Genomic DNA, 23,873 nt, shown 5'->3' with positions numbered 1-23,873 from the left:
CAATTGAAAATGCAATAAGACCTTTAAAATTAAACTAGGCAGATTCGCATTATAAAGCGAATCTGCCTGTTTTACTTATCGCTCTGTCTCGTCAAAATGAACGGCATCTCTTGTGGAATATGCCTAATCAATGTTTTCAACGAGTTATCCTGTAGTTAGATGTTTTTCTTTCATTGTACCAACTTGATTTAAAATCATTGCGCCAAACATTTGAATAATTGTCTTCACAACAATTTGTCCGAAAATGGCGGCTGGTACGGCTTCCCAAGGTAATATATTAGCTCCAAGTGGACTCAAGCCGATTACTACGAAAATTGCAGAATCCAAAAATCCTCCAACAAGACCACTGTAGAACACGCGCCAAGCCATTGGTAATTTTAATCGAGTATAGATTTCTGTATCAGCTGTTTCAGCGACAACAAATGATAGTGCTGACGCTACCACAATCAAAAGTGTATCCCCCAGTAGGAATGACACTACTGCTGATAAAATTAAAGCTGTAATAATAAATAAATACGTCTTTGCTCTACCATATTTATTTTGTACAAGGTCCCGAAAAATAAAGGTTGCCCCAATTAAAAACGTCCCCATTGGAACAATAAACATACCGAAGTGCAATGGCGCAAATGCTGCCGTTACTACATTAGCGATGACAATAGATAATAAATAAAACAATATTCTCATACTACTACTCCTCAATTTAAAAACATTTTTGTAATGGCATACTATACGCCTCTTTTATTTCCCCAAACAAGGGCATGTAACTGTGGCAGTACTTTAACATCTCTTAATTCTTCATCCTTCATCACTCTATCAATCAGTGCATGATATTTATCCAATAAATGCATAATTAATTGTGAATTATCAGTTGTCATAAGATCATCATTACCGACTTGAAGATAAAAAGGAATCATTGGATATCGATGGTGAATTTGTTTAGCATAATCGTAATCCTCTTGATTAAAAACGACTATTTTGAGAGATATATGGTGATTGCTGTTTTGATTTTTAAGTTTTTCGAAGATATATGAGAGCACCGAATAGTCCGTGGTCATTCCAGAACTAGGTGGCTTTGGAGAAATGGTCAATTCATCAATCTCATGCATCCATTTTTGCCACCTGCTTCCCTGTGTTTCCACTCCAATTCTTATGTTGTTTTCTTTTAAAATGGCAATGAGCTCAGCTAAATGTGGATTGAGTGCAGGATTGCCGCCTGAAATCGTGACAAATGAGAAGCCATTGCCTCCAAGACATTTCAACTCAGTCCAAATCTCTTCCGCTGTCATTTGGACAATCAGATGCTTTCCACTGCCATCCCAAGTAAACGATGAATCACACCAAGAACAGGAATAATCACAACCTGCAGTTCTCACAAACATTGTCTTCTGGCCAACGACCATTCCTTCACCTTGAATCGTCGGTCCAAAAATCTCGATAACAGGTACCTTACTCACCTTCCATCCACTCCCGTCTCGCTTCTGCATAGCTTGTCGGAGTTTCATATAACCTAATAAACTCTACACATGCACCGCTATACCTTGGTTCATCAAGCAAGGCCTCTGCCAACTTTTCATAAATCCAAACAACAATGTTTTCTGCTGTCGTATTCATGGGTGGAAGCGTTTCATTTAAATAACGATGATCCAAATGAATCTCTATTTTTTGTTTCCATATTTTTTTTATATCGCCAAAATCAATCATCAAACCGCGTTCATCTGTGTAGCCACTCAATCCCAATACTACACGATAGGTATGACCATGTAGGTTTTTACATTTCCCCTCATAATGATGTAAATGATGAGCAGCATCAAAGGTAAATTCTTTACTTACAAGAACACGCTTTGCATGATAGTTCAATTGATCTTTTTGAATATCTTCATCTATTTTTTGGAGCTTATCGACGATTTTAAAATCTGACATGCCTTAAGACTCCTTCCTATAACGCAAATACTCATCTAGCCCTTTTTTTCGCAGTTTACAGGCCGGGCATTCACCGCAACCATCCGCTATAACACCGTTATAGCAAGTCAACGTTCTTTCTCGAACAAATTCCAATGCCCCAAAACGATCAGCAAGCTCCCATGTCTGTGCCTTATTCAGCCACATCAACGGTGTATCAATAACAAAAGAATCATCCATCGATAAATTTAACGTTACATTCAAGGATTTAATAAAAACATCTCGGCAATCCGGATATCCGCTAAAATCTGTTTCACAAACGCCAGTCACGATATGCTTCGCTCCTACTTGACTCGCTAAAACACCTGCAAACGAAAGAAAGAGAAGATTTCGACCAGGGACAAAAGTCGATGGAAGCTCACCATTATTTCCGTCTTCTACTGTAATATCTTGTCGTGTCAAAGCATTTGGAGCAAGCTGGTTCAGGAGTGACATATCAAGAAGATGATGCTTGATACCAAGTTCACCCACTATCTCCTTTGCACATTCAATTTCAAGGCGATGCCTTTGACCATAATCAAAAGTGACTGCCTCAACCTCTTTAAAACGTTCCTTTGCCCAAAACAAACAAGTTGTACTGTCCTGACCTCCACTAAATACAACAATTGCTTTTTCCTGCTTCATCTATAAAACTCCCTTATATCGAAAAAACAGCACTCTAAGAAAAAGTGCTGCTTTCTTCTTAGTTTTTTTAAGAGGGTAGCTAAAAACCTCTTTCTTGATGGAACTATTTAAATCTCCATTTATCGATTATCAATTTTTTCTGGATTAAGATCGTGGTTCATTAAACGATAATTGGCGATTTCTTCGTATTTCGTTCCTGGCTTCCCATAGTTACACCATGGATCGATCGAGATACCCCCACGTGGCGTAAACTTCCCCCAAACCTCAATATATCGTGGATCAAGCAATGCAATTAAGTCATTCATAATGATATTAACGCAATCTTCATGGAAATCACCGTGATTTCTAAAACTGAATAAATACAACTTTAGTGATTTACTTTCAACAATTTTTTTATCTGGGATATACGAAATGTACATCGTAGCAAAATCAGGCTGATTTGTAAGCGGGCATAAACTAGTAAACTCTGGACAATTAAATTTAACGAAATAATCTCGATTGGCATGCAGATTATCTACAGCCTCCAATACCTCAGGTGCATAATCATAGGAATACTTTGTACCTTGATTACCTAATAGCGTTAAATCCTTTAATCCTTCTTCATGACTTCGGCCAGACATAAAAAAACCTCCTTGTAAAATGTTTCCCAACACTTTTCAAGAGAGGCATCACCAAGCATTCTATTTAAAACATACGTAAACACATAAAAAAAAGCCACGTCCAATATGGACATGGCATTATTGTCATGTTTCCATAGTTTTTTATAGAGGGTATCAGCTATGAACCTCTCCCGTTCTAGTCCGGGCATTCTTTTCTTCAATATCGTACAAAAAATAATACAGCACGTCAAATGGATTTTTTTAAAAAATCTTTCTGTATGGAGTGTGGTTTGAAAGCATTACTAAAGAATTGATTCAAAGGATTTAGAATCGGATTTTTATATTTTCTTTAGAACCGTCGCACTTACTTATGGTACGGTTCTCCGTAACTGTTCAAACAGCAAACCCAAATTCACTTATCTCCAAATAAATAGTTCATCTTCTTTAATTTAAACTTTTATTAATACCATTTTGAAAACAATTAATGTTTTTTATCTTGATGTTTCTTCAGTATTTTCCCCGCTTTGGATTTAGCTGAATTACTAGAACTTTTACTACTAAGAGTTTTCCCTGCTTTCCCCACTTTTCCGCCCGAATGTTTTGTCATACAATCTCACCTCCATTGTTAAATCTAAATTTGTATCTCTATATTTTTTTAAAATGATTCATTTTTGTTTTCTATTTTCCTAACTAATGTAACGATTTGTGGTTCTTGATATTCAAGGTAACCATTATCAACATTGGTGATTTCTTCAATAAAGTCTGTAGGAAGTAATACATTGTAATTTTTTAAAATTTCTTTTGGTATTTCATATCCCTTAAAAACACCATTTTCTACCAATAATTCAATAGCTTGCTTTAAAGCAATTGGTTTCGAAATTGATTTTATATTATCTAGAGGTTCGTTAGTTCTCCATTTTCTATAACTTATTTGTCTTTGCAATTTCTGATAATCTTCACTAGAAATTATACCTAGATTAAAAGCTCTCATTACCATAGCACCAATAGAGACTTGCCATTTTTTCTTTAGATTAACGTAATAATCTAGATTTAAAGGATCTAAGCCTACATCTTTTGAAAAAGCGCTTCTGGGTAACATAAAACAAGCAGCAAATTCATTAGCTTCTTCTTCCATTTCCTTATATTCCTCTTTTTCTAAGCTTTGGGGGTCTAATACTTCAGAGTGTAAAACCCAGTGACCTAATTCATGAGCTATGCTGAATTGTTGTCTATAATAGGAATAGTCTTCTCCTTCTAGTACTACAGTGTAGTATACATTCCCATTAATTTTCGTTTGACTACTAAAGGCATCAACTTTATCCATATTATTTGAAATTAATGAAACTACAAAACCTTGCTCTTCTAATATTCTTAAGATGTTGCTTATAGGTTTATCAGATAATCCGAAATCATTTCGTATCTGATAGGCAAGTGCTTCAATTGATTCAAAATTATCAACCTTTGGTTTCGTAGGTAATTCTGGAAAATCTATATAATTCTCCAAGAAATCTCTTATTAGGACCGTCATATTTTTCGTGAATTCACTAGGTTTCTTTTCTTTTTGAGTCGATGTTAAACGAGATCTAAAAAAGGTACCTTCTGTTTCCATATGAAATTTATCTTCACCGAAGAAAAACTCTCTTGGAAACCTAAGATTATTTATTATTTGGAAAAGAACTTCGAGACTTGGTACAGCCTTGTTATTCTCATACTTTGAAACCATTTGTTTAGTGACACCAATTCCATCAGCCAAATCAGTAATAGATTTTGTTCTAAAACGTCTTGCCTCCCTTAGTCGAGATCCGTTAAATTTCACTTCTAGCATTACTAATTCCTCCAAGTTAGCTTAAGAAGAATCAGCGTTATTCTGATTCCTCTTTTGCATTTTTAGATAGCTTAATTTTATTAATTTTTTCGCTTTTATCTTTAACTTTGTCTTTTAATTTTACAATAGCTTTCTCTGGTGCTTTATCATTAATCGCAGCACTAGTAGAGTAATTAGTTGATATATATTTAGATAGATTTATTTCGTCAATAAACTCACCATTGCTTGTTAATAGTATGGCTTTAACAGCAGTGGCAATACCTCTTGCTTCTTCTAATGTAAAAACAACAATATTTTTAACTTGCTCATACATATCCCCTAATATTTCCCTTGATTGCTCTTCTCTCTCATCATCATAAGAAGTATCATCAAAAAGATTAGGTTGATAAAAAGGTGCTTGATCATCTACAGATTTATTTTTTACAAGTAAGCAATCTAAATAATGATATGGCTTTCTTCCTAAATCTCTTAAGATTTTTTTATAATTATTATCTCTAAAAAATACAAATAACTCTTTTGTTTCATTTTCTAAAATAGTAGTACATTCCCACAAAGCATTTCTTTTAATATGTAGCGGTGTATTGCCTGTTTCTAATGCTACTGTATGTAAGCGAGAATATTTAATGTCCCAAATATTTTGATTCCTTCCATTATCTGTTTTTCCACCAGTAACAGCTTTAATATCCGATAATTCTTCATCACAACTATTTGAAAATGCTAGTGTCATTTTTTTTAATAAATTTTGATTACTCTTAATAGAAGCCATATTTATCCTCCGTTCTAAATCACGATTAATTATATACACAATATCGCATATTCATTTAAAAAAGTCAACCATAATTACATTTCTATGAAAATAAGTATACAGAACATACGTCCTAATGGACGCCCTAGTATTGATCCTGTTGTTCTCTTTAAAATGACGTTTATTCAGTACGTTTTTGGTATTCGGTCCATGCGTCAAACCATCAAAGAAATTGAAACGAATATGGCGTATCGTTAGTTAGCGGGGAAATTAAAGCTTTTAGAGTTGGTAGAGCATGGAGAATTCCTCGAAAATAACTAGAAGTATATGTGTGTTAAAAAAATGCAAAAAGCAACATACCCACTTAACAATGAGCTAAGTGGGTATGTTTTTATTATCCTGTATGTTCCTACCTCTCATGAGGATTGCCTATCACCGCAGGCATCGATACTATAACATATATTTTTCATATTTAATAAAACGGTTATGATTTATATTAAAGTTTAAATTGTAACTCCCTCTAGATTTTTCGCATATTTAAAATCTTCTCTAACAAAAAAATTTTGTAAAAATGGAATATGAGGAGTTTTTTCTTCGATTACTCTATTAGCATTATCGATATTTTACTCCTTTCCAGTAAACATTCGTAATACTCTTCCGATTTTATCCGAATCAACATGTAGTAATCGATTTAATGCATGTATATATCTATAATGTTCATAAAGTAATTCCATTCCTTCAATAATATATCTATTTAAAACATACCGCTCAAAGAATTCACCGTGTTCCTGTATTTCTTTAATTTCCTCTTTTACGAAATCTAATTGTTCATCAAATTCAGACCTTTTAGGCTCAAATACACCGCTGAATCCATTTCTTGTGAATAAATATTCTTCATAATATTTAATTTTCATTATTCTAACTCTCGACAAAACTTTTATCAATTCATACTGGTATCTTGAAAACCATAAGGAAATATTTCGATTTTCTTCAGAGAGTAGGTTACTAAATTCGGTCACAATTTCACTTATCTCTGGAATATCCTTAAAGTGGAAATGGGTAGAATCTCTAAACCCCCATCTTTCTGGGAAATAATATTCAAAAGTATGTGGATATCGTTTATATATCCAATAGTCTAAAATTGACTCACGGCATCTAAAAGCATACTCTAAGTTTTCTGATCCTGTATTAATCAAGCCTAGAATATGAATAGTGAGCTGACGATGCATTTGAATAACATCTTCCAACTTTTTTCGATTTGCTTGTGCAATGGAACGGCGAATTACTCCTTTACTACTGACAAAATACCAAAGGAAGAGAATAAGAACTAATATAACTAATGCGGAAAGTTTCGTGAAGTGTTCCCATAAGAATGAATTCCCTTTGATCCAAGCTTGGTGTTCTCTAAGAATCCATAATCCTGTATCTTTGGTCATATCATTCGTAGCTAATGTTAATAGAATTGCTATAATTGTTGGAAACTTAAACATTCTTAAGAGCATAGTTTTTACAAAATCAAATATTGTAAAACTTACTATAAAATCTTTTAATTCTTTTCTACGGTCGATATAATATGAAATCCATCCAAGCCGCATATAATAAGTTAATTTATTAAAACTATATTGAATACGTATAAGCTTGACCAGTAGCCATAGCCGTTTTCTTTTAACTGCGAATTGTGTAAGTTCTGTGTAAAAAAAATCAAAAGTATAATTCAATCGAAACCATAATAAATCCCAAATAAACGCTACTAATATTACCTCAATCCAGTATATTGCAAACAACCCATACCATTTAACTGACCATTTCCAATTAAAATTCCAATCAATTATCTTGATCCATATTTCTTTTATTGTATAAGTTTGAAAGATATAGAACATCGCAAGTATACATATTAATATGAATAGCAAGTCAATTAATAGAGTTTTTTCTCTATTTATAAACTTAATCCATTTTTCCATTTAATCAACCTCACATTGAGATGGTGAGTAATTAATCCACCTTTTCATCCTTCTAAAATAACAACATCCTAAATATATGGCATGTTATTTACATATATCTTAATACTAGTAATTTTTCTAACTTGGTTTTCGGTAGTTATTTAACAGGCAAAAAATTAGACGAGAAAAACAATCCTCGTCTAATTTTTGATTAATTACCAAAGGGTAATCAAAACATGCTATCTTTTTCTTTACATTCAACATACTGTAAAGAATGAATTCAATAAACAGTTCTAGTCTAATGGTGGTATATAATTTTTGAGTAATATCGAATTTTTACGAAAATTACTTTATCTTAAAAGATAACAGGATGTTTAAGTATAATTATGAAGATTGTCCTTGCTTTCTTCAATTTTAACTATTTGAGCGATATCTTTGATACCATTCTTATTTGATATCTCCAAAACATGATTGTAATAATCGTCATTATCAAGAAACATTAAAAATTTACTTTTAGCTCTTGTCACACACACATAATGATTTTGTACATTTTCATTTTGGTATATTTTATAATAGCGGGCAAAGCTTATTACTTGTTCAAATTCTAAACCTTTAGAAGCAAATACTGTCATAATTTTATATTTTTCTTCTACCAGTTTAAAAGCCATATCATAATTGCTATTACATATAGTTTCGCCAAACTTCGCAACCTCTTCATCCGTAAATGATATTCCTAAGTAAACCCCTAAATTAATTATCACTTGGGATACCTTTTCAAGTGATATATCCTCTTCTTTTTTTAAACAGCTTATAATCTTATTAATATCAATCCTAGTTTGCTTTCTTTCATCAATACTGGTTTTTTCAATAAAGTCATAAATAGAATACGTAGAATTCTTTGCATAAAGAGCTAGTTCCTTTAATAAATATCCATTGGGTAGCCCTTCATCAATAGGCGTTTTAGGAATAAATACAAAATCATAGCCCGCTCCATTTAATAATTCTGTTAATTTGATAGCGTCATTATTGAAATTTGCAATGATTGTTATTTCTTTATTAAGATTGATTACTTTTTTTGAAATTAATGCATTAAATTCATCTACAAAACCTGTAAAATTTCTTCTCTCATAAAAGCTATTAAAAGTATTGTATTCCCTAAAAACTACATTTTCTGTACTCTTTTCGGGAATAGAAAAATACTGAGTATTATGAAAAAGGTTGGCGTAATTCTCAATTTCTTTATCACAGCGAAAGTTAGTCACAAGCTCATAAAAGTTGAATTTTTCTTTTTTTAATAAATCAAAAATATTACTCATGGCTCCTCTCCACAAATAAATAGCTTGTTTTGAGTCACCCACTATAAATAATTTAATATTTAAATCATTTTTTAACTTTATAAAGAAACGGTGCATATCATAGTCAGAATCCTGATATTCATCAATAAAGATTGTCGCATACTTCGATTTAATATATTCTTGTGCAGCTACGGATCTTTCAAGAATTATAAAAGCAAGCTTAAAATTAAAATTCTGTTTATTATCCTTAAAACTACCTAAAGTATTAGCAGTTTTTAATTGCTCTAATCCTCTTGAAAATTCATCAAATTTATAACGGTCTCCATATTCGACTGAGTAATCCCTGTTGAAATTATTGTCAAATGCATCACTAATAAATGGTCTTATAATTTCATTCTCAATAAATGAATCATTTGTCATAACTACAAATGGCTTTTTAATTTGTTTACCAGCCTTCTTTTTTATCTCGCCTGTTGCCTTAACGGTAAAAGTAACAGCGGCTATTGTTCGATGGTCATTTATTTTTTCCATTTCAATTCCCATCTTTTTGACCATTATAGTTGTTTTTCCAGACCCCGCACTTGCTGAAATCACAATACTATCATTATCACTTAAGATTTCATCTCTTTGTCTTTGATCAATTAACATTAGACAACACCAACTTCCTCAATGCCTCAAATAACTCATGTTCAAAAATGGCTTTACAATCTTTACTACTCAGTTCCTGTGCTAATTCAATCATATTTAATAACTTAGCACTTTGAAGATATTGTATTGGCGAATCACCAAGAATCTCCTCCATTCTTTCTCCTATAACATCATAAAGATCATTTTCTAAATCAATTTTAGATAAGAAGATATTATTCTCTTTTAATTTATTTATCTCCACCTCATTTCCCTTGAAAATTTGTATTTTTTTATCAAATATTAATTGCTTTTTTAACTCAAGATCTTTTATTTCTTTTTTTTCATCATTTAAAACGAAATAGTTTATCTCAACACTTTCTTTTGGACTCTTATTAATAAGTTTTAAACATCTATTAATTCCAATTAAGTCAAAGTTTTTAGGCTGTCCTTTTTTAGCTTTTAAGTCATTGTCTGTTTTTACTATTGGAGTTATATTTAATCCATTTAATACTTTTACATAAGGCTCAAAGTTTATTCCATTAACATCTAACAAGTAGCCCCCATCTAATTCATAAGTAGGGTGAATTTCTTCAAGTATTTTTTCAAATAGAACTTTTTCAGATGGTCCTTCCACTAGGAGTACTCTATCTGCAAATAATGCGGTCGCTAGTGATCTATTTAATTCTTTTTTAACATTCTTATAACTATCCTCTACATGATAGATATATGATTCACAGTTAGTTCTATTTTTAGAGTAAATACGTATTAATGAGGCATTATCCATTTCGTATAATAGCTCGGATGAATGAGTTGATAAAAAGAAATAAGTATAAACCTCAGATTCAAATAATTGTTTTGATAGTGCAATTTGCATAGATCTGTGTAAACTATTCTCAGGTTCTTCTATTAGATAGATAATGATCTTATTCCCTTCTTGCTCTTGAATAAGGTGATTAAATATAGAATAAGCTAATATTTTTTTTCTTCCATCACCTGAAGTAGGATAAATATTTTCATCATTATCTCTCTTTATATATGGTATTAGGTTTCCAAAATATCCATTAATAGATAGCTCTGATTTCATTTCAATAGAAATATCCTCTTTTTTCAGCTTTTTATACTCTTTAGTAATAGTCGTTTGAAAAGATTGGATAACCTCCATACTACTAATTTTCTCATTAAGCTGTATTCCTAAATTTTTAATTTCGTTTGAGATTGCAATATCAGATTCATCTAATTTTGTTTGATCAAATAACTGTTTTCTATTCTTTGAGAACGTTTTTTCCAGATCTATTGTTGGATCTAAATAAACTATTTTAAAGAAGCTATCTAAAGTACTGAAAATACCACTTTGTATAACTTCTTCCAACCTATCAAATTTATTTCCCCAATAAATTTTAGGTACTCCGACATTTTCACTTTCATCATAAACTCCCTTTACTTGAAAGAAAAAAACATCTAACTCACTACCTGTACCTGATCTAGCCCCACCAACTTTAGCAATAATATGTTTTGAATCATCATTGGTATCTCGATCTGATATATCAACACCCAAAGTTATACTAATCACCATATTAGTATCATTTTTAAAGTAATCTGTTTCTTTAAAACCATTTTTCCGAACTTCTCTATCCAATAGAAACCTAAGTGCATACATTAGATTAGTTTTACCTACATCATTCATGCCAAATATTACGTTTTGATTTGTAAGTTCTATTTCTACATCTTCAAAGTTTCTAAAATTCTCTACTTTTAAACTTTTAAGTTTCATAATTCCACTCCTAATTATATTGATGAAATATGTATAAATATGTAATTATATCTATATTACCAAATTTTAATGTAACATTGATAACTTTACACAAAAGAAAATGAGGTAATGACGCCAATTAAAATATAGGTGTCATTACCTCATTTTTTTATTTCTATAGCTAGAGTTTACCGTTACTTATGATACGGTTCACCCTTCATAATCCTAAAACTCCGATAAATCTGCTCGACTAACACGAGCTTCATGAGCTGGTGAGGGAGCGTCATTTTACCGAAAGATTGTTGTTCATCTGAACGTTTTAGCACGTCATCATGTAGGCCGAGGGAGCCGCCGATGACGAAGGTGATTTTGCTTTTGCCGTAGGTCATGAGGGATTCGATATCGGCTGCCATTTGTTCGGAGGTTTTCATTTTGCCGTTGATGGCTAGGGCGATGACGTAGGCATCTGGGCTTATTTTGGCTAGTATGCGTTCGCCCTCCTTTTTCTTGACGATGTCCATTTCGGCTTCACTTAGTTGTTCAGGTGCCTTTTCGTCTGGTACTTCAATCAAATCCATTTTTGCATAGCCGCCAAGTCGCTTTACGTACTCATCGATGCCCATTTTTAAGTACTTTTCTTTTAGTTTGCCGACTGATACAATCGTTATATTCACACGTTATCCACCTTTACAATTCATTTACAAACAAATTATCCACAAAAGTTATCAACATATCCACAAGTTACTTCTATATATTGTGTAAAGTTATTTACTTGATACAATATATTCTGCTGGCTGTTCACAGTAGCTACACTTTGTGGATAACTTTCTATCCTCTTCGATTTTATCCATAATTGGGAACACTTTTTGCTCTGCTACAAACATGTCTAAAGCGTGTTCTATATGGCTTTCACAGCTGTATTTTTCCATTATTTTACGTCTCCTTATTTTCCGAAATTTCCACAAACTTATTCACAAATCAGTCTATGTTATCCACAACCTATTGTAACAAAGGAATGGCATGTATGGAAGAAGTGCCTTCTTCTCACGTTTACTTGTACAGAAATAGTATTCACAATTTTCTAGTTATCCACAATATTTCATAAAAGCCTTTCTTCATCCTCGCAAAAAAAACGATGGAGAATTGTTATATCTCCATCGCTCTTCCGATTCTTTACAATGTATTACCGTTTGTTAATGTTAGTGATAGCTCGACTAATTTACCTTGACGGTAAACTTTTAATGTTAGTTTATCACCAATTTTTTTCTCATTATATAAATGCTTGCGTAAATCAATAGTTGTTTCGATCTTTTGACCATCCATTTCCACAATAACATCATATTGTTGAACACCTGCTTTTGATGCAGCTGAATTATTCATGACATCTGTTACAACAACACCTGTTGTCACCTCTGCAGGTAATTTTAATGTTTGTTGCTGATAGAATGATGGGACATCTGTTAGATCTGCTAGTGACACTCCCATTGTTGGACGTTTCATTTCACCATTTTTCTCTAATTCCTCGATAATTGGAATAGCTGAATTAATGGGAATAGAGAATCCTAAACCTTCCACGGAGGATTGAGCGATTTTCATGGAGTTAATCCCTACTAATTCTCCAGCTAAGTTGACAAGGGCTCCCCCACTATTTCCTGGGTTAATTGCAGCATCTGTTTGTAATACTTCTTGTTGCCAATCTTCCGTACCATCACCATTTAAGTCTACTGGTACAGAACGGTCTTTCCCAGAAACTACACCTGTTGTAACTGAGCCGTAGAAATCTAAGCCAAGGGGATTCCCAATTGCAATAACTGTTTCGCCTTGTTTTAATACATCAGAATTACCGAATGTCGCAACTGTTTTTACATTTTTAGCGCTAATAGAAATAACAGCAAGGTCTGTCCAAACATCATGACCTACTAATTGAGCTGGTTCTTTCGTTCCGTCTGGCATTGTGACCTCTAACTGTTTTGCACCTTCAATCACATGGTTGTTTGTAACGATAAAGGCTTTATCTCCTTCGATTTTATAAACAACACCTGAACCGCTGCCTGCTTCTTTTGTCGTTGTTGATGGTGGACTCCAAAAGCCTCCACTCGTTATTTCTTGAATATTCGTAATACCCACAACGGCTGCTGAAGCTTTATCTACTGCGGATGTCACATCGGTTGTTATCTCTGTCGCAACTTGGTTAATCGTTGTGTTATTTTTTCCTGTACCACTTGATGTTGTCCCAGGCATTTGATTGACTAGTCCAGGTAACATAAGCCATACAAGTAAAGCACCTATAATCACACCGATAAGACCACTAAAGAAATAGCCTCCCTTTCCTCCGCCACCGCCTTTCTTTTTATGCCGCTTGGCTTGCATTTCTTGCTCCTCACGCTCTAATCTTTCTTGAAGAGGTGATTTCGGTACTTCATCATTTTTTAAGAAATCACTGTTTTTATCATCATCTTGGAAATAACTCAAGTTCCTCATCCTTTCCTTTAGTGCTATTTGTTAATTGTTACCCTAATCTTACAATTCAAACATTAAAATCAGATGAAAAACAAATAAAATGGGCATAAAAATAGCTGCCCAAAGCATTTTTTTAAATGCCTTGAACAGCTCCAAGTTTTGCCTAAATAGCTTATGATTAAACCGTGACTAATTTTGTTGGTTCTTCTGCATCTGTATCAAAGAGATGAACATGCTCACCGACAAGGATGCCACAAGATTGCAAAGTTTGAGAGACACTCATGCGTGCCAACTCTTTCATATTATTATCTTTACTTAAATGCGAAAGATAAATATTGGTCGTCTTATCAAATACAACTTCACTCATTGCGATAGCTGCATCCTCATTAGACACATGTCCTACATCACTTAATATACGACGTTTAATGGACCAAGGATAACGTCCCATTTGAAGCATGTTGACATCATGATTACTTTCAAAAACAAAGGAATCTGCTCCACGGATAATCCCTTTCATACGATCACTGACATAGCCGGTATCTGTAATAATGACCAGCTTGCGATCATTCTCATGGAAAGTGTAGAACATTGGATCTGCTGCATCATGTGACACAGCAAAGGACTCAACAGCTAAAGAACCAAAATACTTCACTGTATCCATTTCAAATTCAAAACGCTGTTCTACAGGAATATCACCAACTAGCCCATCCATTGCCTGCCATGTTTTGGCGTTTGCATAAATTGGTACACTATATTTTCGTGCCAGTACACCAATTCCCTTAATATGATCACTATGCTCATGTGTAACAAAAATACCACTAAGCTGCTTCATATTACGGTCGATTTTTGTAAAGAGCTGCTCCATCTTTTTCCCACTAAGTCCCGCATCGACAATAAAAGCATGGTCGTCATTCTCTACATAAATCGAATTTCCTGTACTGCCACTTGCTAAAACACTAAATCGCATTATTCAACTCCCCAGTCTTCTTCTCCGCTCTCCTGCTTGTCCTCCTGGATTTCAATGACTTTACCTTCTACTGCATTGACAAAGTACTCCTCTTTTCCTCCATCAGGTAATTTCACTTGAACCTCCCACGTTGGCACCAGTACCTGTGTACGCGTTAATTTAACAAGCGTGGAGTAACCTAACTTCATTTGCGTAATGCGCGAGTCTGGCTTGAGCGGTCCTTTTGCATACAATGTTTGAATAATTTGAAGTGGTGGAATAACCGTTTCCTGCTGCTCCATTTCTTCAATATTATCAATCATTGTTTGTTCATACATTATTACTTCGTCATTTGTATTCCATTTTATTTTTAATGAACCATTATAATAGAACATTCGATTATTCGTCTTTTGGAAAAAAACAGCGACGCGTTCTTCTCGATCTATTTTCCATAAAGCATACGATGCTCCTTCATTGACATTGGCTAGAACAAAATCTGTAAAGCTTGCATCATCATTCACATTACGTAATTTAACAGGCTTCATGAAAATAGCACGAGCCTTTGTATTATCATCCGTAGGGGTGACCTGTTGATTAGTATCTTTAAATTCAGCCTTTGTGAATTTATGTACTTGGGCTGTAATATAAGAGGCCGATTCAATATTATTTGGTAATGAGCCATACGTAATATTATCATCTTTTAAACGAGCTTCGATCGTTTTTTCACCAGGTACTTCAATATCTTTTGCTTCATTATAGCGATTTACATAAAGTGTATATAAGAAGATGTTGAGAATTAAAAAAACGAATATAAAAATAGATTTTGTTCTATTCCAATCCATTTTTAACACCTCCTAAAACTTCAGGCGTCAGTTTAATCCATGTACCATTACGAATAACAAACCAACAAGGTTCAAATGTAAAGATATTCAGTTCTTGATTTTGCGTTAAATAATAGCCCAATACAAGTTCCTCAATGTCTGATAAGGCAATGTTATTAGCATTCTTTAATCTCTCAGCAATCTCTGTACCAGAAGGTAGTTCTTTAATTTCCTTCTCTGCTTCAATATCCATATCTAATGAAAAGTATGGACGCTTATAATGGAAAATCCGGCTATCTCCCCAAATTGTCGTCATTCGAGTAATGACATGATTGCTATAGACAGGTAAACCTTGTAAGTATAATTGATAATCCATTTGATTTTTATTGATGCTCGTTGAAGCATAACGAAAATCTGCTGTAAATCCTCCATGTTCATTGATAAATTCAAAGCTATCTTTAAGAAGCTTCGATGGCTCAATCCGTATACTGCTTTCTGCCGCAGGATAAACATAGTTTAATGATTTGAGATTTGTATCTAATGTCATTAAGGACATACCATCTGTATATTTTTCAGAGGATGCACTTTCAACATTGCGCTGGACAATATTTGGTTCTGGGAATAACACATTTTTAAATAATTCTGGTGTGATCTCTTCAATATAGTACGTAAATTTTACAGATTCCATTTTATTACTAGCTACATAAAGAGATGTCTGGCCTTCGCGCTCAACTTCTTTAAAAGCTTCATATTTTTTCGCAGGCTCTATGACTTCTTTGATAAACTGATTTACGTTTGGCACACTGACATGTGAACGGAATAATGATTGGTTATTGCTGCTAATATAATAAAGCATTAGATCCTTGCTATTATAATTACTCCAATCGATAATCATACGATTGAACGTTGTTTCGGGTAATTCCTTGTCCGTAAACTGAAAAATCGTGTTAAAGGCTGAAAACGGAATTTCACCAGTAAAGAAGATGGTCATCCGATTATCTGCACTAATAATTTGATTCACATAGTTTGGAGATAGATTATTGTTAACAGGTACTAGGTCAAGAATATTCCAGCCTTTAAAAGTCTTCATCATATCTTTCATTGCAGCATTAGATACTGTACCTGTAAATTCTTCATCAGAACGGAAAATAGCCTTGTACGGACGAATAATATCCTCCATATCCTTTTGTGGCTTAATGAGAATTTCCTCTCCTGTTGTTTTTTCAATATATTTATAATCAGGTGTGTAGGTCCAAATCAAAAAAGTTAAGACCACACTTAGCATGACAAGTAGAAATAATACAACAGATTTAACTGGCTCTATATATTTCATTCCCACTCACCTGCCTCACCAAATTCATCTGCATCATATGGTAATGTGAAGAAAATCGTTGTACCTTGTCCTTCCTCACTTTCAGCCCAAATCTTCCCACCGTGAGCTTCAATCATTTCCCGCGCAATAGCTAATCCTAAGCCTGTTCCTCCCATAGAACGAGCACGTGCACGATCCACACGATAGAAACGATCGAAAATACGCCCTACATTTTCTTTAGGAATACCCATACCATCATCTGAAATCATGACCTTCAGCATGTCTTCTTGTGCAGTAAAGCCAAAGCGAATATTACCGCCATCTGGTGAATATTTAATGGCATTCGAAATGATATTATCGATGACTTGTGTCACCTTATCTGTATCAATTTCTACATAGAAGGATGTTTCAGGGAATAATCGTTCAAACTGGACTTTATCCGATTTAGACATTTCAAATCGGTCGATAATACGGTTAAAGAATGAATTGAATAACACAATATCTTTATTCAACTCATAATCCGAACTATCCATTCTTGATAATTGTAATAAATCATTTACTAGACGAATCATTCGCTCTGTTTCGGTTTGTGTCACATTTAAAAATGTCGGAGCAATATTTTCATCTTTCCATGCCCCATCTGCTAGTGCCTCTAAATAACTATTCATCGTTGTTAGCGGCGTTCTTAACTCATGTGATACATTCGATACAAATTCTCGACGATCCATTTCAATCTTTTCCTGCTCTGTTATATCGTGCAGTACAGTAATTAAACCGTTAATAAAACCAGTCTCTTTTTGAATAACAGAGAAATTAGCACGAAGTATATAGGGTGCATCGGCTGTACTAAAGTTTAAATTGATCGCATCATTCATATGAATTAAGTCTTCAAAGCCATATTCCTGATCAATTCCCAATACAGAGGCGATAGGACGCCCTAATGTAATATCTCTTGAAATATGCAGTAATTCTAGTGCAGGGTCATTAATCAGAATTATACGTCCTTTGCGATCGGTCGCGATAACGCCATCTGTCATATTAGTCAGAACCGAATCTAGCTTTCGACGTTCGGCTTCTGTTGTCGATTGTGCTTCTTGTAAACGATTGGTTAAATGATTAAAGGTAATGGCTAGCTGTCCTATTTCATCCGTACCGTATACTCGTACTTTCCGCGAATAGTTCCCCTTTGCCATCGCCTGAGCCTGCTTTCGCATATCAGCAATTGGCTGTGTAATCGTTCGTGCAACAAGAATACCTAAGAAGATGGTAATAACTAAGGACATAGCCGTACCACCAAGGAAAATTCGGTTAATGTCATTCATTTGTTCAAAAACGGATTCAATATTAGCTTCAATATAGAGAACACCGATAATTTCATCGTCTGGTCCTGCACCAGCTCTAATCGGATTCGCTAATACCCACACTCGATTTCTCGTTTTATTGTCTAGTTTAATGATGTCAAAGAGTGTTTCAGCAGATATGGCTCGACGCACTAGATCCGTATTAGAACGTTGTCCGATTAAATTTTGATTTTCAAGCTCCGATGTGGCAAGAATTCTTTGTCTATCATCAATAACACGAATTTCTAAAATATCTCCATTCGAAACATCCTTTAAACCAGTAGAAAACTCCATCACAATGGATTTTAGACTTTCTTCTAATTTAGGCATGCTTTCATCGCGTTCCTTTAATATTTCTTCACGAATACTATATTGCATCAAGTCGACACGCTGAAAAATGGAATCTTGGAAGTTGCTCTTCAAATTTCGTTCTAATTCACGAGCGAAATAGATACCGATAATTTGTAAGGCAAGCAATATTAATAAAATATAAATCAGCACTAGTTTGACATGAATGGATTTAAAGAAGCTCACTTTCTGCATTCCTATTACTCCTGTTCAGGATTTCGTAAATAATAACCTACACCACGTCGTGTGACGATCCAAGCGGGGTGACTAGGATTATCCTCAATTTTTTCCCGTAAACGACGAATTGTTACGTCAACTGTTCGTACATCACCAAAGTAATCATAGCCCCATACTGTTTGTAGTAAGTGCTCTCGTGTCATGACCTGACCAATATGTTTTCCTAAATAATGAAGTAATTCAAATTCACGATGTGTCAGTTCAATTGCTTCATCACGCTTCATTACTAAATAAGCATCTGGTTGGATAACAAGAGATCCCACAACAATCTCATTAGACTCTTCCTCAGCCTCTTCTGCTGCAGGAGCAACAACTTGTAGACGGCGCATATTAGCCTTCACACGTGCAATCAGCTCTCGTGTACTAAATGGCTTTGTGACATAATCATCTGCGCCCATCTCTAATCCTAATACTTTATCAATCTCAGAGCCCTTAGCAGTTAGCATAATAATAGGGAAATCGTATTTTTTACGTACTTCTCTACACACTTCCATTCCATCGCGCTTTGGTAGCATGATATCTAAAAGCATTAAATCTGGTTGCTCTTCCTCTACTTTTTTTAATGCCTCATCACCATCATAAGCACAAATAACTTTATAGCCTTCTTTTATCAAATTAAATTGCAAAATATCTGCGATTGGTTTTTCATCGTCAACAACTAAAATGGTTTTGTTCATTCATTCTCTCCCTTTCGTTTTTTATCTATTCTTAAACAATGTGTATTTGTAAATTCACTACTCTTAACTCTATCATGCTTTCGAGTTCTATGCATTAATCGATATTCAATCCATCTTATACTGTGACAGAAAATGATATATTCCAACAATTATTTCTCGGGAAATAATTGAAAAAAGACAGCCCACCATTTGGACTGCCTTCTATTCCACATGTTTATCGACCTACATAAGATAACGGATTCTCTAATGAACCGTTCTTTTCAACTTCAAAGTGTAAATGTGTACCTGTCGAATTTCCAGTAGAACCCATTATTCCAATTACAGAACCCTTTTCCACTACTTGGCCCACTTCAACATTAATTGAAGATAGGTGCCCATAAAGTGTCGTATAGCCATTATTGTGATTGATAACAATGCGATTACCATAGCTGCCTGAAGTACCAGCTGCAACAACTACGCCATTATCAGCAGCTAAAATATTGTAGTTACTTGGACGAGCGATATCAATACCTCGATGGAAGGCTCCCCAACGTTCACCCATGCCACTTGAAATATAGCCTCCTACTGCTGGCCATGCAAATTCACCAGTTCCTCGTGAAGAAATTACCTTTGTACCAACTACTTCAATTTGATCTACTGGTTGTTGAATAACTTTTTCTGCTAATGCAACTTTTGAAGTTTGTGCTCCATTTTCAGACGTTAATGCATAGGTTGTTTCTTTTTTTCCATTAGCGCCTTCTTGTTTAATTACTTTTTCGCCTTTATACATTGTAGGGTCTTCTTTGACCACTTTTTTAAATGGAATTTCATCTGCAACTTTCTTTTCTTTTTTCACTTCAAGTGTTACAAACGGTTTTGCCACTGTAACATTTAGTGCTTGTCCAATTTGTAAAACTGTATCCACTGTAATGTCAGGATTCAATGCTAATAGTTCGCTTGTTGTTAAATTGTGTTTTTTAGCAACCGACCCTAACACATCACCTGATTGAATTTTATATGTCTCTTGCTCAAGATAGCCTGTCATTAAATATTTTACCGCTTGCTCAGGCGATACAATTTCAGTCGGTGTAACTTTTTGCGACAATCCCGAAACTCCCTGTTTAAACGAAATATCTAATAGACGAGATTCACCATTTTGTAATTCAGGTAAATTGTTAATAGCTTGCTGGGTTTCAGCAAGTTTATCTAATTCTTGCTGAGAAACATATTGTAGCTTTAACAATTGGACAGTCTTTTCATAAGCCTCTGTATTCTCTAATGATACAACCGGTTTATGATCAACTAATAATGTAAAAGCATCGGATTTTGCTACTAAAGATTGCTCAAGTTTGGATAACGTTTCCGCATCTTTTGTTTCATTCGCAAATACTTGCTCTGGGATTATTTTAACAGCTGAACTAGCATCAATCGATAATCCTTTGAATTGCTGACTCGCTACTTTTTCCTTTGAGGCAATAATTTCTTGAATAGCTTTCTCATCAGATACTGCACCAATATATTCATTTCCCACATAAACGTGGAAAATTTTATTTAAGTTTTCTTTATTATATTCCTTAGCAAAACCCATATTAATCGTTAGGCTGGTCATTAAAACTGCAACGATTGAAGCCTTTTTAAAAGAAGAAAAATTGTAGGTGAATCTATTGTTTTCTTCTTTTCTTTTCCAAAACGAATTCATCAATAAAGCCCCTTCCAACTTTACCCTATAGTAGGATGATTTACCCACAAGGATTTTTTGCACCCTTATAATTTACCATAAAGAAAATGGCGTTTGAATGATTTCACCCTTTTGTAATGTAAATGTATTATTTATCTACTAATTGTTACATAGAATAAATTTTATATAGTTAGTAATGACTGTATTTTTATTCATATATTAGGTTATAAAAAACACCTGCCTATAGAAGGATAAAATAAACTATATTGAGCCATTGGTATATTAATCTCTAAATTTTTTCAAGTGAATTTCGACTTAATACTTTTTACTTTTTTAATATTCCGATAAACTATAAAAGAAAATACATTATTTGATTGGAGCGATTAAATTGAGTGATTCACAAACCTCTGAGATCTCAACAAAAATGTTGAGAATGCAGAAAAATAATATGCGTAAAATTTTTCTTAGGATTATTATGGTTCCGCTAGGTGCAATAATAATGGCATTGGGCTTGGAGCTATTTTTAGTACCTAACCACATCATGGATGGAGGCATCGTAGGCGTTTCCATTATCACATCTCATTTATTAAATTTACCCCTTGGTATTTTCATCTTCATTTTAAACTTACCTTTTATTTTTTTAGGCTATAAACAAATTGGGAAAACCTTTGCTATTTCTACAGGGCTCGGTATTACTGTACTCTCGTTAGCAACACTTGCCTTACATAACATACATCCATTTACGGAAGACACACTATTGGCTACAGTTTTTGGTGGAATGATTTTAGGCGTTGGTGTCGGTATTGTCATTCGTTATGGTGGTTCATTGGATGGAACTGAAATATTAGCCATCTTATTTAATAGCAAGACACCGTTTTCAGTCGGGGAAATCATTATGATCTTCAACGTCATTATTTTTGCAGTGGCAGGTTTTGTTTTTAATTGGGAGCAGGCCATGTACTCCATCATTGCATACTATATTGCCTATAAAATGATTGATATTGTTATTCAAGGATTAGAAGAATCAAAATCGGTTTATATCATAAGTGATGAAATTGATGAAATTGGACAAACGATTATGGATCGACTTGGTCGTGGTGTTACCTTCCTTCATGGGGAGGGGGCTTATACGGGGAACGATAAGAAAGTTATCTTTACCGTTATTACTCGTTTAGAAGAAGCGAAGTTAAAATCAATTGTTGCAGAAATTGATGACAATGCATTTTTAGCCATCGGTAATATCGCCGAGGTAAAAGGCGGTCGCTTTAAGAAAAGGGATATTCACTAAAAATGGGCGTACCTCATATGGCACGCCCATTTCAATTTATTTTACTTTATTAGGCTTCCCAAACATCCACTAAAACATTTGTTTGCTCACGAGCAGGTCCCACTGAGAAAGTAGCAATTTGAATGCCAGTTAACTCACTGATGCGCTCTACATAGCGTCGTGCGTTTTCAGGTAGCTCTTCTAAAGTGCGGCAGCTCGTTACATCCTCTGACCAGCCTGGAAGCTCTTCATAGATCGGCTCACATTGTTCAATAATATGAAGATTTGCTGGATACTCCGTAATTGTTTCACCTTTATAGTTATATGCTGTACAGATTTTTACTGTTTCTAAACCAGATAAAACGTCAATAGAGTTAAGTGCAAGATGTGTAATTCCACTTACACGACGTGAATGACGAACAACGACTGTATCGAACCAACCTACACGACGTGGACGACCTGTTGTTGTACCGTATTCGCGACCAACCTCACGAATTTGTTGACCCACTTCATCAAATAATTCTGTTGGGAAAGGACCATCTCCTACACGAGATGTATAGGCCTTCGATACGCCAATAACACTTGTCACACGTGATGGACCAACACCTGCTCCAATCGCTACACCACCTGCAACTGGATTTGAAGATGTTACATATGGATACGTACCTTGATCGACATCAAGTAAAATTCCTTGTGCACCTTCAAACAACACTTTGCCGCCTTCATCAAGGACATCATTTAAGATTTTAGATGTATCTGCTACATATTTTGCGATTTCTTGTCCATAGCCATAGTATTCCTCGAAAATTTCTTCGAATGTTACGCCTTCAACTTCATAGAATTTCTCAAATAATTTATTTTTAATGGCTAAATTATGACGTAGTTTTTCTTCAAAGATTTCCTTATCAAGTAAATCAGCCATACGGATTCCAATACGCGCTACTTTATCTTGATAGCAAGGTCCAATCCCTTTACAAGTTGTGCCGATTTTATTATCGCCACGACTTTCTTCATCTGCAATATCTTGCTTAATATGATAAGGCAAAATAACATGTGCACGATTAGAAATACGTAGATTATCTGTATTAATGCCGCGCTCCTGTAAACCTTTAAGCTCTGTTACTAATGACTTTGGATTGACAACTAATCCATTACCAATTACTGAAGTTTTTTCTTTATAGAAGATCCCTGATGGAATTAAATGTAGTTTGTATGTTTCACCATCAATTTTAATGGTATGTCCTGCATTATCTCCACCTGCAAAGCGGGCGATTGCATCGGCTTTTTGCGAAAGGAAATCTGTAATTTTACCTTTCCCTTCGTCTCCCCACTGTGTTCCTACAACTACTACTGATGTCATAATCAGCACCTCCGTTAGATACCTTTGTATCTCAATTTTCAAGCCTCAATCATTGTAACAATGATAGAAACGCCCCGTCAATAA

The 23,873-nt window shown here is 34.3% G+C and carries 22 protein-coding genes, 1 pseudogene and 1 riboswitch; of the genes and pseudogenes, 2 read left to right on the top strand and 21 right to left on the bottom strand.

Features of this window, described 5'->3' with window-relative positions:
- Positions 1-144 precede the first annotated feature (144 nt).
- The 8 genes from MHI34_RS07570 to MHI34_RS07535 all read right to left on the bottom strand — a co-directional run bounded on the left by MHI34_RS07570 (position 145) and on the right by MHI34_RS07535 (position 5,773).
- Entirely contained in the window at positions 145-684 is a 540-nt protein-coding gene (locus MHI34_RS07570; RefSeq protein WP_101966857.1) for a VUT family protein, read from the bottom strand.
- A gap of 41 nt (positions 685-725) precedes the next feature.
- A complete protein-coding gene (queE, locus tag MHI34_RS07565; RefSeq protein ID WP_342504310.1) occupies positions 726-1,454 on the bottom strand; it encodes a 7-carboxy-7-deazaguanine synthase QueE in 729 nt (242 codons plus the stop codon).
- Positions 1,447-1,920 (bottom strand): 6-carboxytetrahydropterin synthase QueD, encoded by a 474-nt coding sequence (queD, locus tag MHI34_RS07560; protein ID WP_342504309.1) that lies wholly within the window; start codon positions 1,918-1,920, stop codon positions 1,447-1,449. Before queD ends, queE begins: the two co-directional genes overlap by 8 nt.
- A 3-nt stretch (positions 1,921-1,923) precedes the next feature.
- On the bottom strand, positions 1,924-2,583 hold the full coding sequence (gene queC, locus MHI34_RS07555; protein WP_342504308.1) for a 7-cyano-7-deazaguanine synthase QueC: 660 nt from the start codon (positions 2,581-2,583) through the stop codon (positions 1,924-1,926).
- A 119-nt stretch (positions 2,584-2,702) separates the two neighbouring features.
- Positions 2,703-3,203: a preQ(1) synthase gene (gene queF / locus MHI34_RS07550; RefSeq protein WP_004233404.1), complete on the bottom strand. Its 501-nt coding sequence runs from the start codon at positions 3,201-3,203 to the stop codon at positions 2,703-2,705.
- Between the two features lie 127 nt (positions 3,204-3,330).
- Positions 3,331-3,377, bottom strand: a riboswitch (PreQ1 riboswitch).
- A gap of 286 nt (positions 3,378-3,663) precedes the next feature.
- Positions 3,664-3,789 (bottom strand): hypothetical protein, encoded by a 126-nt coding sequence (locus tag MHI34_RS07545; protein WP_342504307.1) that lies wholly within the window; start codon positions 3,787-3,789, stop codon positions 3,664-3,666.
- Between the two features lie 48 nt (positions 3,790-3,837).
- Complete coding sequence (locus MHI34_RS07540) at positions 3,838-5,007, bottom strand: XRE family transcriptional regulator (protein WP_342504306.1); 1,170 nt, start codon at positions 5,005-5,007, stop codon at positions 3,838-3,840.
- Positions 5,008-5,044: 37 nt separating this feature from the next.
- Entirely contained in the window at positions 5,045-5,773 is a 729-nt protein-coding gene (locus MHI34_RS07535) for a DUF5986 family protein (RefSeq protein ID WP_342504305.1), read from the bottom strand.
- A gap of 114 nt (positions 5,774-5,887) precedes the next feature.
- Here MHI34_RS07535 and MHI34_RS07530 point away from each other — a divergent pair.
- A pseudogene (locus MHI34_RS07530) lies at positions 5,888-6,007 on the top strand (transposase); the annotation flags it as partial.
- Between the two features lie 368 nt (positions 6,008-6,375).
- Here MHI34_RS07530 and MHI34_RS07525 read toward each other — a convergent pair.
- The 12 genes from MHI34_RS07525 to MHI34_RS07470 all read right to left on the bottom strand — a co-directional run bounded on the left by MHI34_RS07525 (position 6,376) and on the right by MHI34_RS07470 (position 21,183).
- Positions 6,376-7,713, bottom strand: coding sequence for a hypothetical protein (locus MHI34_RS07525; RefSeq protein ID WP_342504304.1), 1,338 nt, complete (start codon positions 7,711-7,713; stop codon positions 6,376-6,378).
- 353 nt (positions 7,714-8,066) lie between these two features.
- Positions 8,067-9,635 (bottom strand): UvrD-helicase domain-containing protein, encoded by a 1,569-nt coding sequence (locus tag MHI34_RS07520; protein ID WP_342504303.1) that lies wholly within the window; start codon positions 9,633-9,635, stop codon positions 8,067-8,069.
- Positions 9,625-11,385 carry an AAA family ATPase gene (locus tag MHI34_RS07515; protein WP_342504302.1) on the bottom strand — a complete coding sequence of 587 codons (1,761 nt, stop codon included), beginning with the start codon at positions 11,383-11,385 and terminating at the stop codon, positions 9,625-9,627. The genes MHI34_RS07520 and MHI34_RS07515 overlap by 11 nt, the downstream gene beginning before the upstream one ends.
- Before the next feature lie 173 nt (positions 11,386-11,558).
- Positions 11,559-12,038, bottom strand: coding sequence for a 23S rRNA (pseudouridine(1915)-N(3))-methyltransferase RlmH (rlmH, locus tag MHI34_RS07510; protein WP_342504301.1), 480 nt, complete (start codon positions 12,036-12,038; stop codon positions 11,559-11,561).
- A gap of 90 nt (positions 12,039-12,128) precedes the next feature.
- A complete protein-coding gene (locus MHI34_RS07505; protein ID WP_342504300.1) occupies positions 12,129-12,293 on the bottom strand; it encodes a CxxH/CxxC protein in 165 nt (54 codons plus the stop codon).
- Positions 12,294-12,537: 244 nt separating this feature from the next.
- Positions 12,538-13,836, bottom strand: a complete 1,299-nt coding sequence (locus MHI34_RS07500) for a trypsin-like peptidase domain-containing protein (RefSeq protein WP_036119381.1) — start codon at positions 13,834-13,836, stop codon at positions 12,538-12,540.
- 166 nt (positions 13,837-14,002) lie between these two features.
- Positions 14,003-14,791 carry an MBL fold metallo-hydrolase gene (locus MHI34_RS07495; protein WP_036119378.1) on the bottom strand — a complete coding sequence of 263 codons (789 nt, stop codon included), beginning with the start codon at positions 14,789-14,791 and terminating at the stop codon, positions 14,003-14,005.
- Positions 14,791-15,612 (bottom strand): two-component system regulatory protein YycI, encoded by an 822-nt coding sequence (gene yycI, locus MHI34_RS07490; RefSeq protein WP_036119375.1) that lies wholly within the window; start codon positions 15,610-15,612, stop codon positions 14,791-14,793. The genes MHI34_RS07495 and yycI overlap by 1 nt, the downstream gene beginning before the upstream one ends.
- Complete coding sequence (gene yycH / locus MHI34_RS07485) at positions 15,599-16,924, bottom strand: two-component system activity regulator YycH (protein ID WP_036119372.1); 1,326 nt, start codon at positions 16,922-16,924, stop codon at positions 15,599-15,601. The genes yycI and yycH overlap by 14 nt, the downstream gene beginning before the upstream one ends.
- Positions 16,921-18,786: a cell wall metabolism sensor histidine kinase WalK gene (gene walK, locus MHI34_RS07480; RefSeq protein WP_036119369.1), complete on the bottom strand. Its 1,866-nt coding sequence runs from the start codon at positions 18,784-18,786 to the stop codon at positions 16,921-16,923. The genes yycH and walK overlap by 4 nt, the downstream gene beginning before the upstream one ends.
- Before the next feature lie 5 nt (positions 18,787-18,791).
- A complete protein-coding gene (yycF, locus tag MHI34_RS07475; protein ID WP_036077923.1) occupies positions 18,792-19,505 on the bottom strand; it encodes a response regulator YycF in 714 nt (237 codons plus the stop codon).
- Between the two features lie 214 nt (positions 19,506-19,719).
- The gene (locus MHI34_RS07470; protein ID WP_330493815.1) at positions 19,720-21,183 is read right to left on the bottom strand and encodes a M23 family metallopeptidase; all 1,464 of its coding nucleotides are present in this window, start codon (positions 21,181-21,183) and stop codon (positions 19,720-19,722) included.
- A gap of 403 nt (positions 21,184-21,586) precedes the next feature.
- Between MHI34_RS07470 and MHI34_RS07465 the strand changes: the two genes are divergently transcribed.
- Positions 21,587-22,450, top strand: coding sequence for a YitT family protein (locus MHI34_RS07465; protein ID WP_051891596.1), 864 nt, complete (start codon positions 21,587-21,589; stop codon positions 22,448-22,450).
- Between the two features lie 49 nt (positions 22,451-22,499).
- Here MHI34_RS07465 and MHI34_RS07460 read toward each other — a convergent pair whose 3' ends face one another.
- Entirely contained in the window at positions 22,500-23,789 is a 1,290-nt protein-coding gene (locus tag MHI34_RS07460) for an adenylosuccinate synthase (protein ID WP_036119360.1), read from the bottom strand.
- Between the last annotated feature and the right edge of the window lie 84 nt (positions 23,790-23,873).

The sequence above is a fragment of the Lysinibacillus sp. FSL L8-0126 genome (assembly GCF_038630385.1).
GTDB classification, from domain to species: Bacteria; Bacillota; Bacilli; order Bacillales_A; family Planococcaceae; genus Lysinibacillus; species Lysinibacillus fusiformis_D.
The sequence above is the reverse complement of the archived record's forward strand: the minus strand, read 5'-3'. Positions and strand labels throughout refer to the sequence as shown.

Coding starts and splice junctions, on each gene's coding strand:
- MHI34_RS07570 (WP_101966857.1), bottom strand. CDS start 684: ATGAGAATATTGTTTTATTTATTATCTATTGTCATCGCTAATGTAGTA.
- MHI34_RS07545 (WP_342504307.1), bottom strand. CDS start 3,789: ATGACAAAACATTCGGGCGGAAAAGTGGGGAAAGCAGGGAAAACTCTT.
- yycI (WP_036119375.1), bottom strand. CDS start 15,612: ATGGATTGGAATAGAACAAAATCTATTTTTATATTCGTTTTTTTAATT.
- queD (WP_342504309.1), bottom strand. CDS start 1,920: ATGTCAGATTTTAAAATCGTCGATAAGCTCCAAAAAATAGATGAAGAT.
- MHI34_RS07520 (WP_342504303.1), bottom strand. CDS start 9,635: ATGTTAATTGATCAAAGACAAAGAGATGAAATCTTAAGTGATAATGAT.
- MHI34_RS07505 (WP_342504300.1), bottom strand. CDS start 12,293: ATGGAAAAATACAGCTGTGAAAGCCATATAGAACACGCTTTAGACATG.
- MHI34_RS07540 (WP_342504306.1), bottom strand. CDS start 5,007: ATGCTAGAAGTGAAATTTAACGGATCTCGACTAAGGGAGGCAAGACGT.
- MHI34_RS07495 (WP_036119378.1), bottom strand. CDS start 14,791: ATGCGATTTAGTGTTTTAGCAAGTGGCAGTACAGGAAATTCGATTTAT.
- queC (WP_342504308.1), bottom strand. CDS start 2,583: ATGAAGCAGGAAAAAGCAATTGTTGTATTTAGTGGAGGTCAGGACAGT.
- yycF (WP_036077923.1), bottom strand. CDS start 19,505: ATGAACAAAACCATTTTAGTTGTTGACGATGAAAAACCAATCGCAGAT.
- MHI34_RS07525 (WP_342504304.1), bottom strand. CDS start 7,713: ATGGAAAAATGGATTAAGTTTATAAATAGAGAAAAAACTCTATTAATT.
- queF (WP_004233404.1), bottom strand. CDS start 3,203: ATGTCTGGCCGAAGTCATGAAGAAGGATTAAAGGATTTAACGCTATTA.
- yycH (WP_036119372.1), bottom strand. CDS start 16,924: ATGAAATATATAGAGCCAGTTAAATCTGTTGTATTATTTCTACTTGTC.
- MHI34_RS07535 (WP_342504305.1), bottom strand. CDS start 5,773: ATGGCTTCTATTAAGAGTAATCAAAATTTATTAAAAAAAATGACACTA.
- MHI34_RS07465 (WP_051891596.1), top strand. CDS start 21,587: ATGTTGAGAATGCAGAAAAATAATATGCGTAAAATTTTTCTTAGGATT.
- MHI34_RS07470 (WP_330493815.1), bottom strand. CDS start 21,183: ATGAATTCGTTTTGGAAAAGAAAAGAAGAAAACAATAGATTCACCTAC.
- MHI34_RS07515 (WP_342504302.1), bottom strand. CDS start 11,385: ATGAAACTTAAAAGTTTAAAAGTAGAGAATTTTAGAAACTTTGAAGAT.
- walK (WP_036119369.1), bottom strand. CDS start 18,786: ATGCAGAAAGTGAGCTTCTTTAAATCCATTCATGTCAAACTAGTGCTG.
- MHI34_RS07460 (WP_036119360.1), bottom strand. CDS start 23,789: ATGACATCAGTAGTAGTTGTAGGAACACAGTGGGGAGACGAAGGGAAA.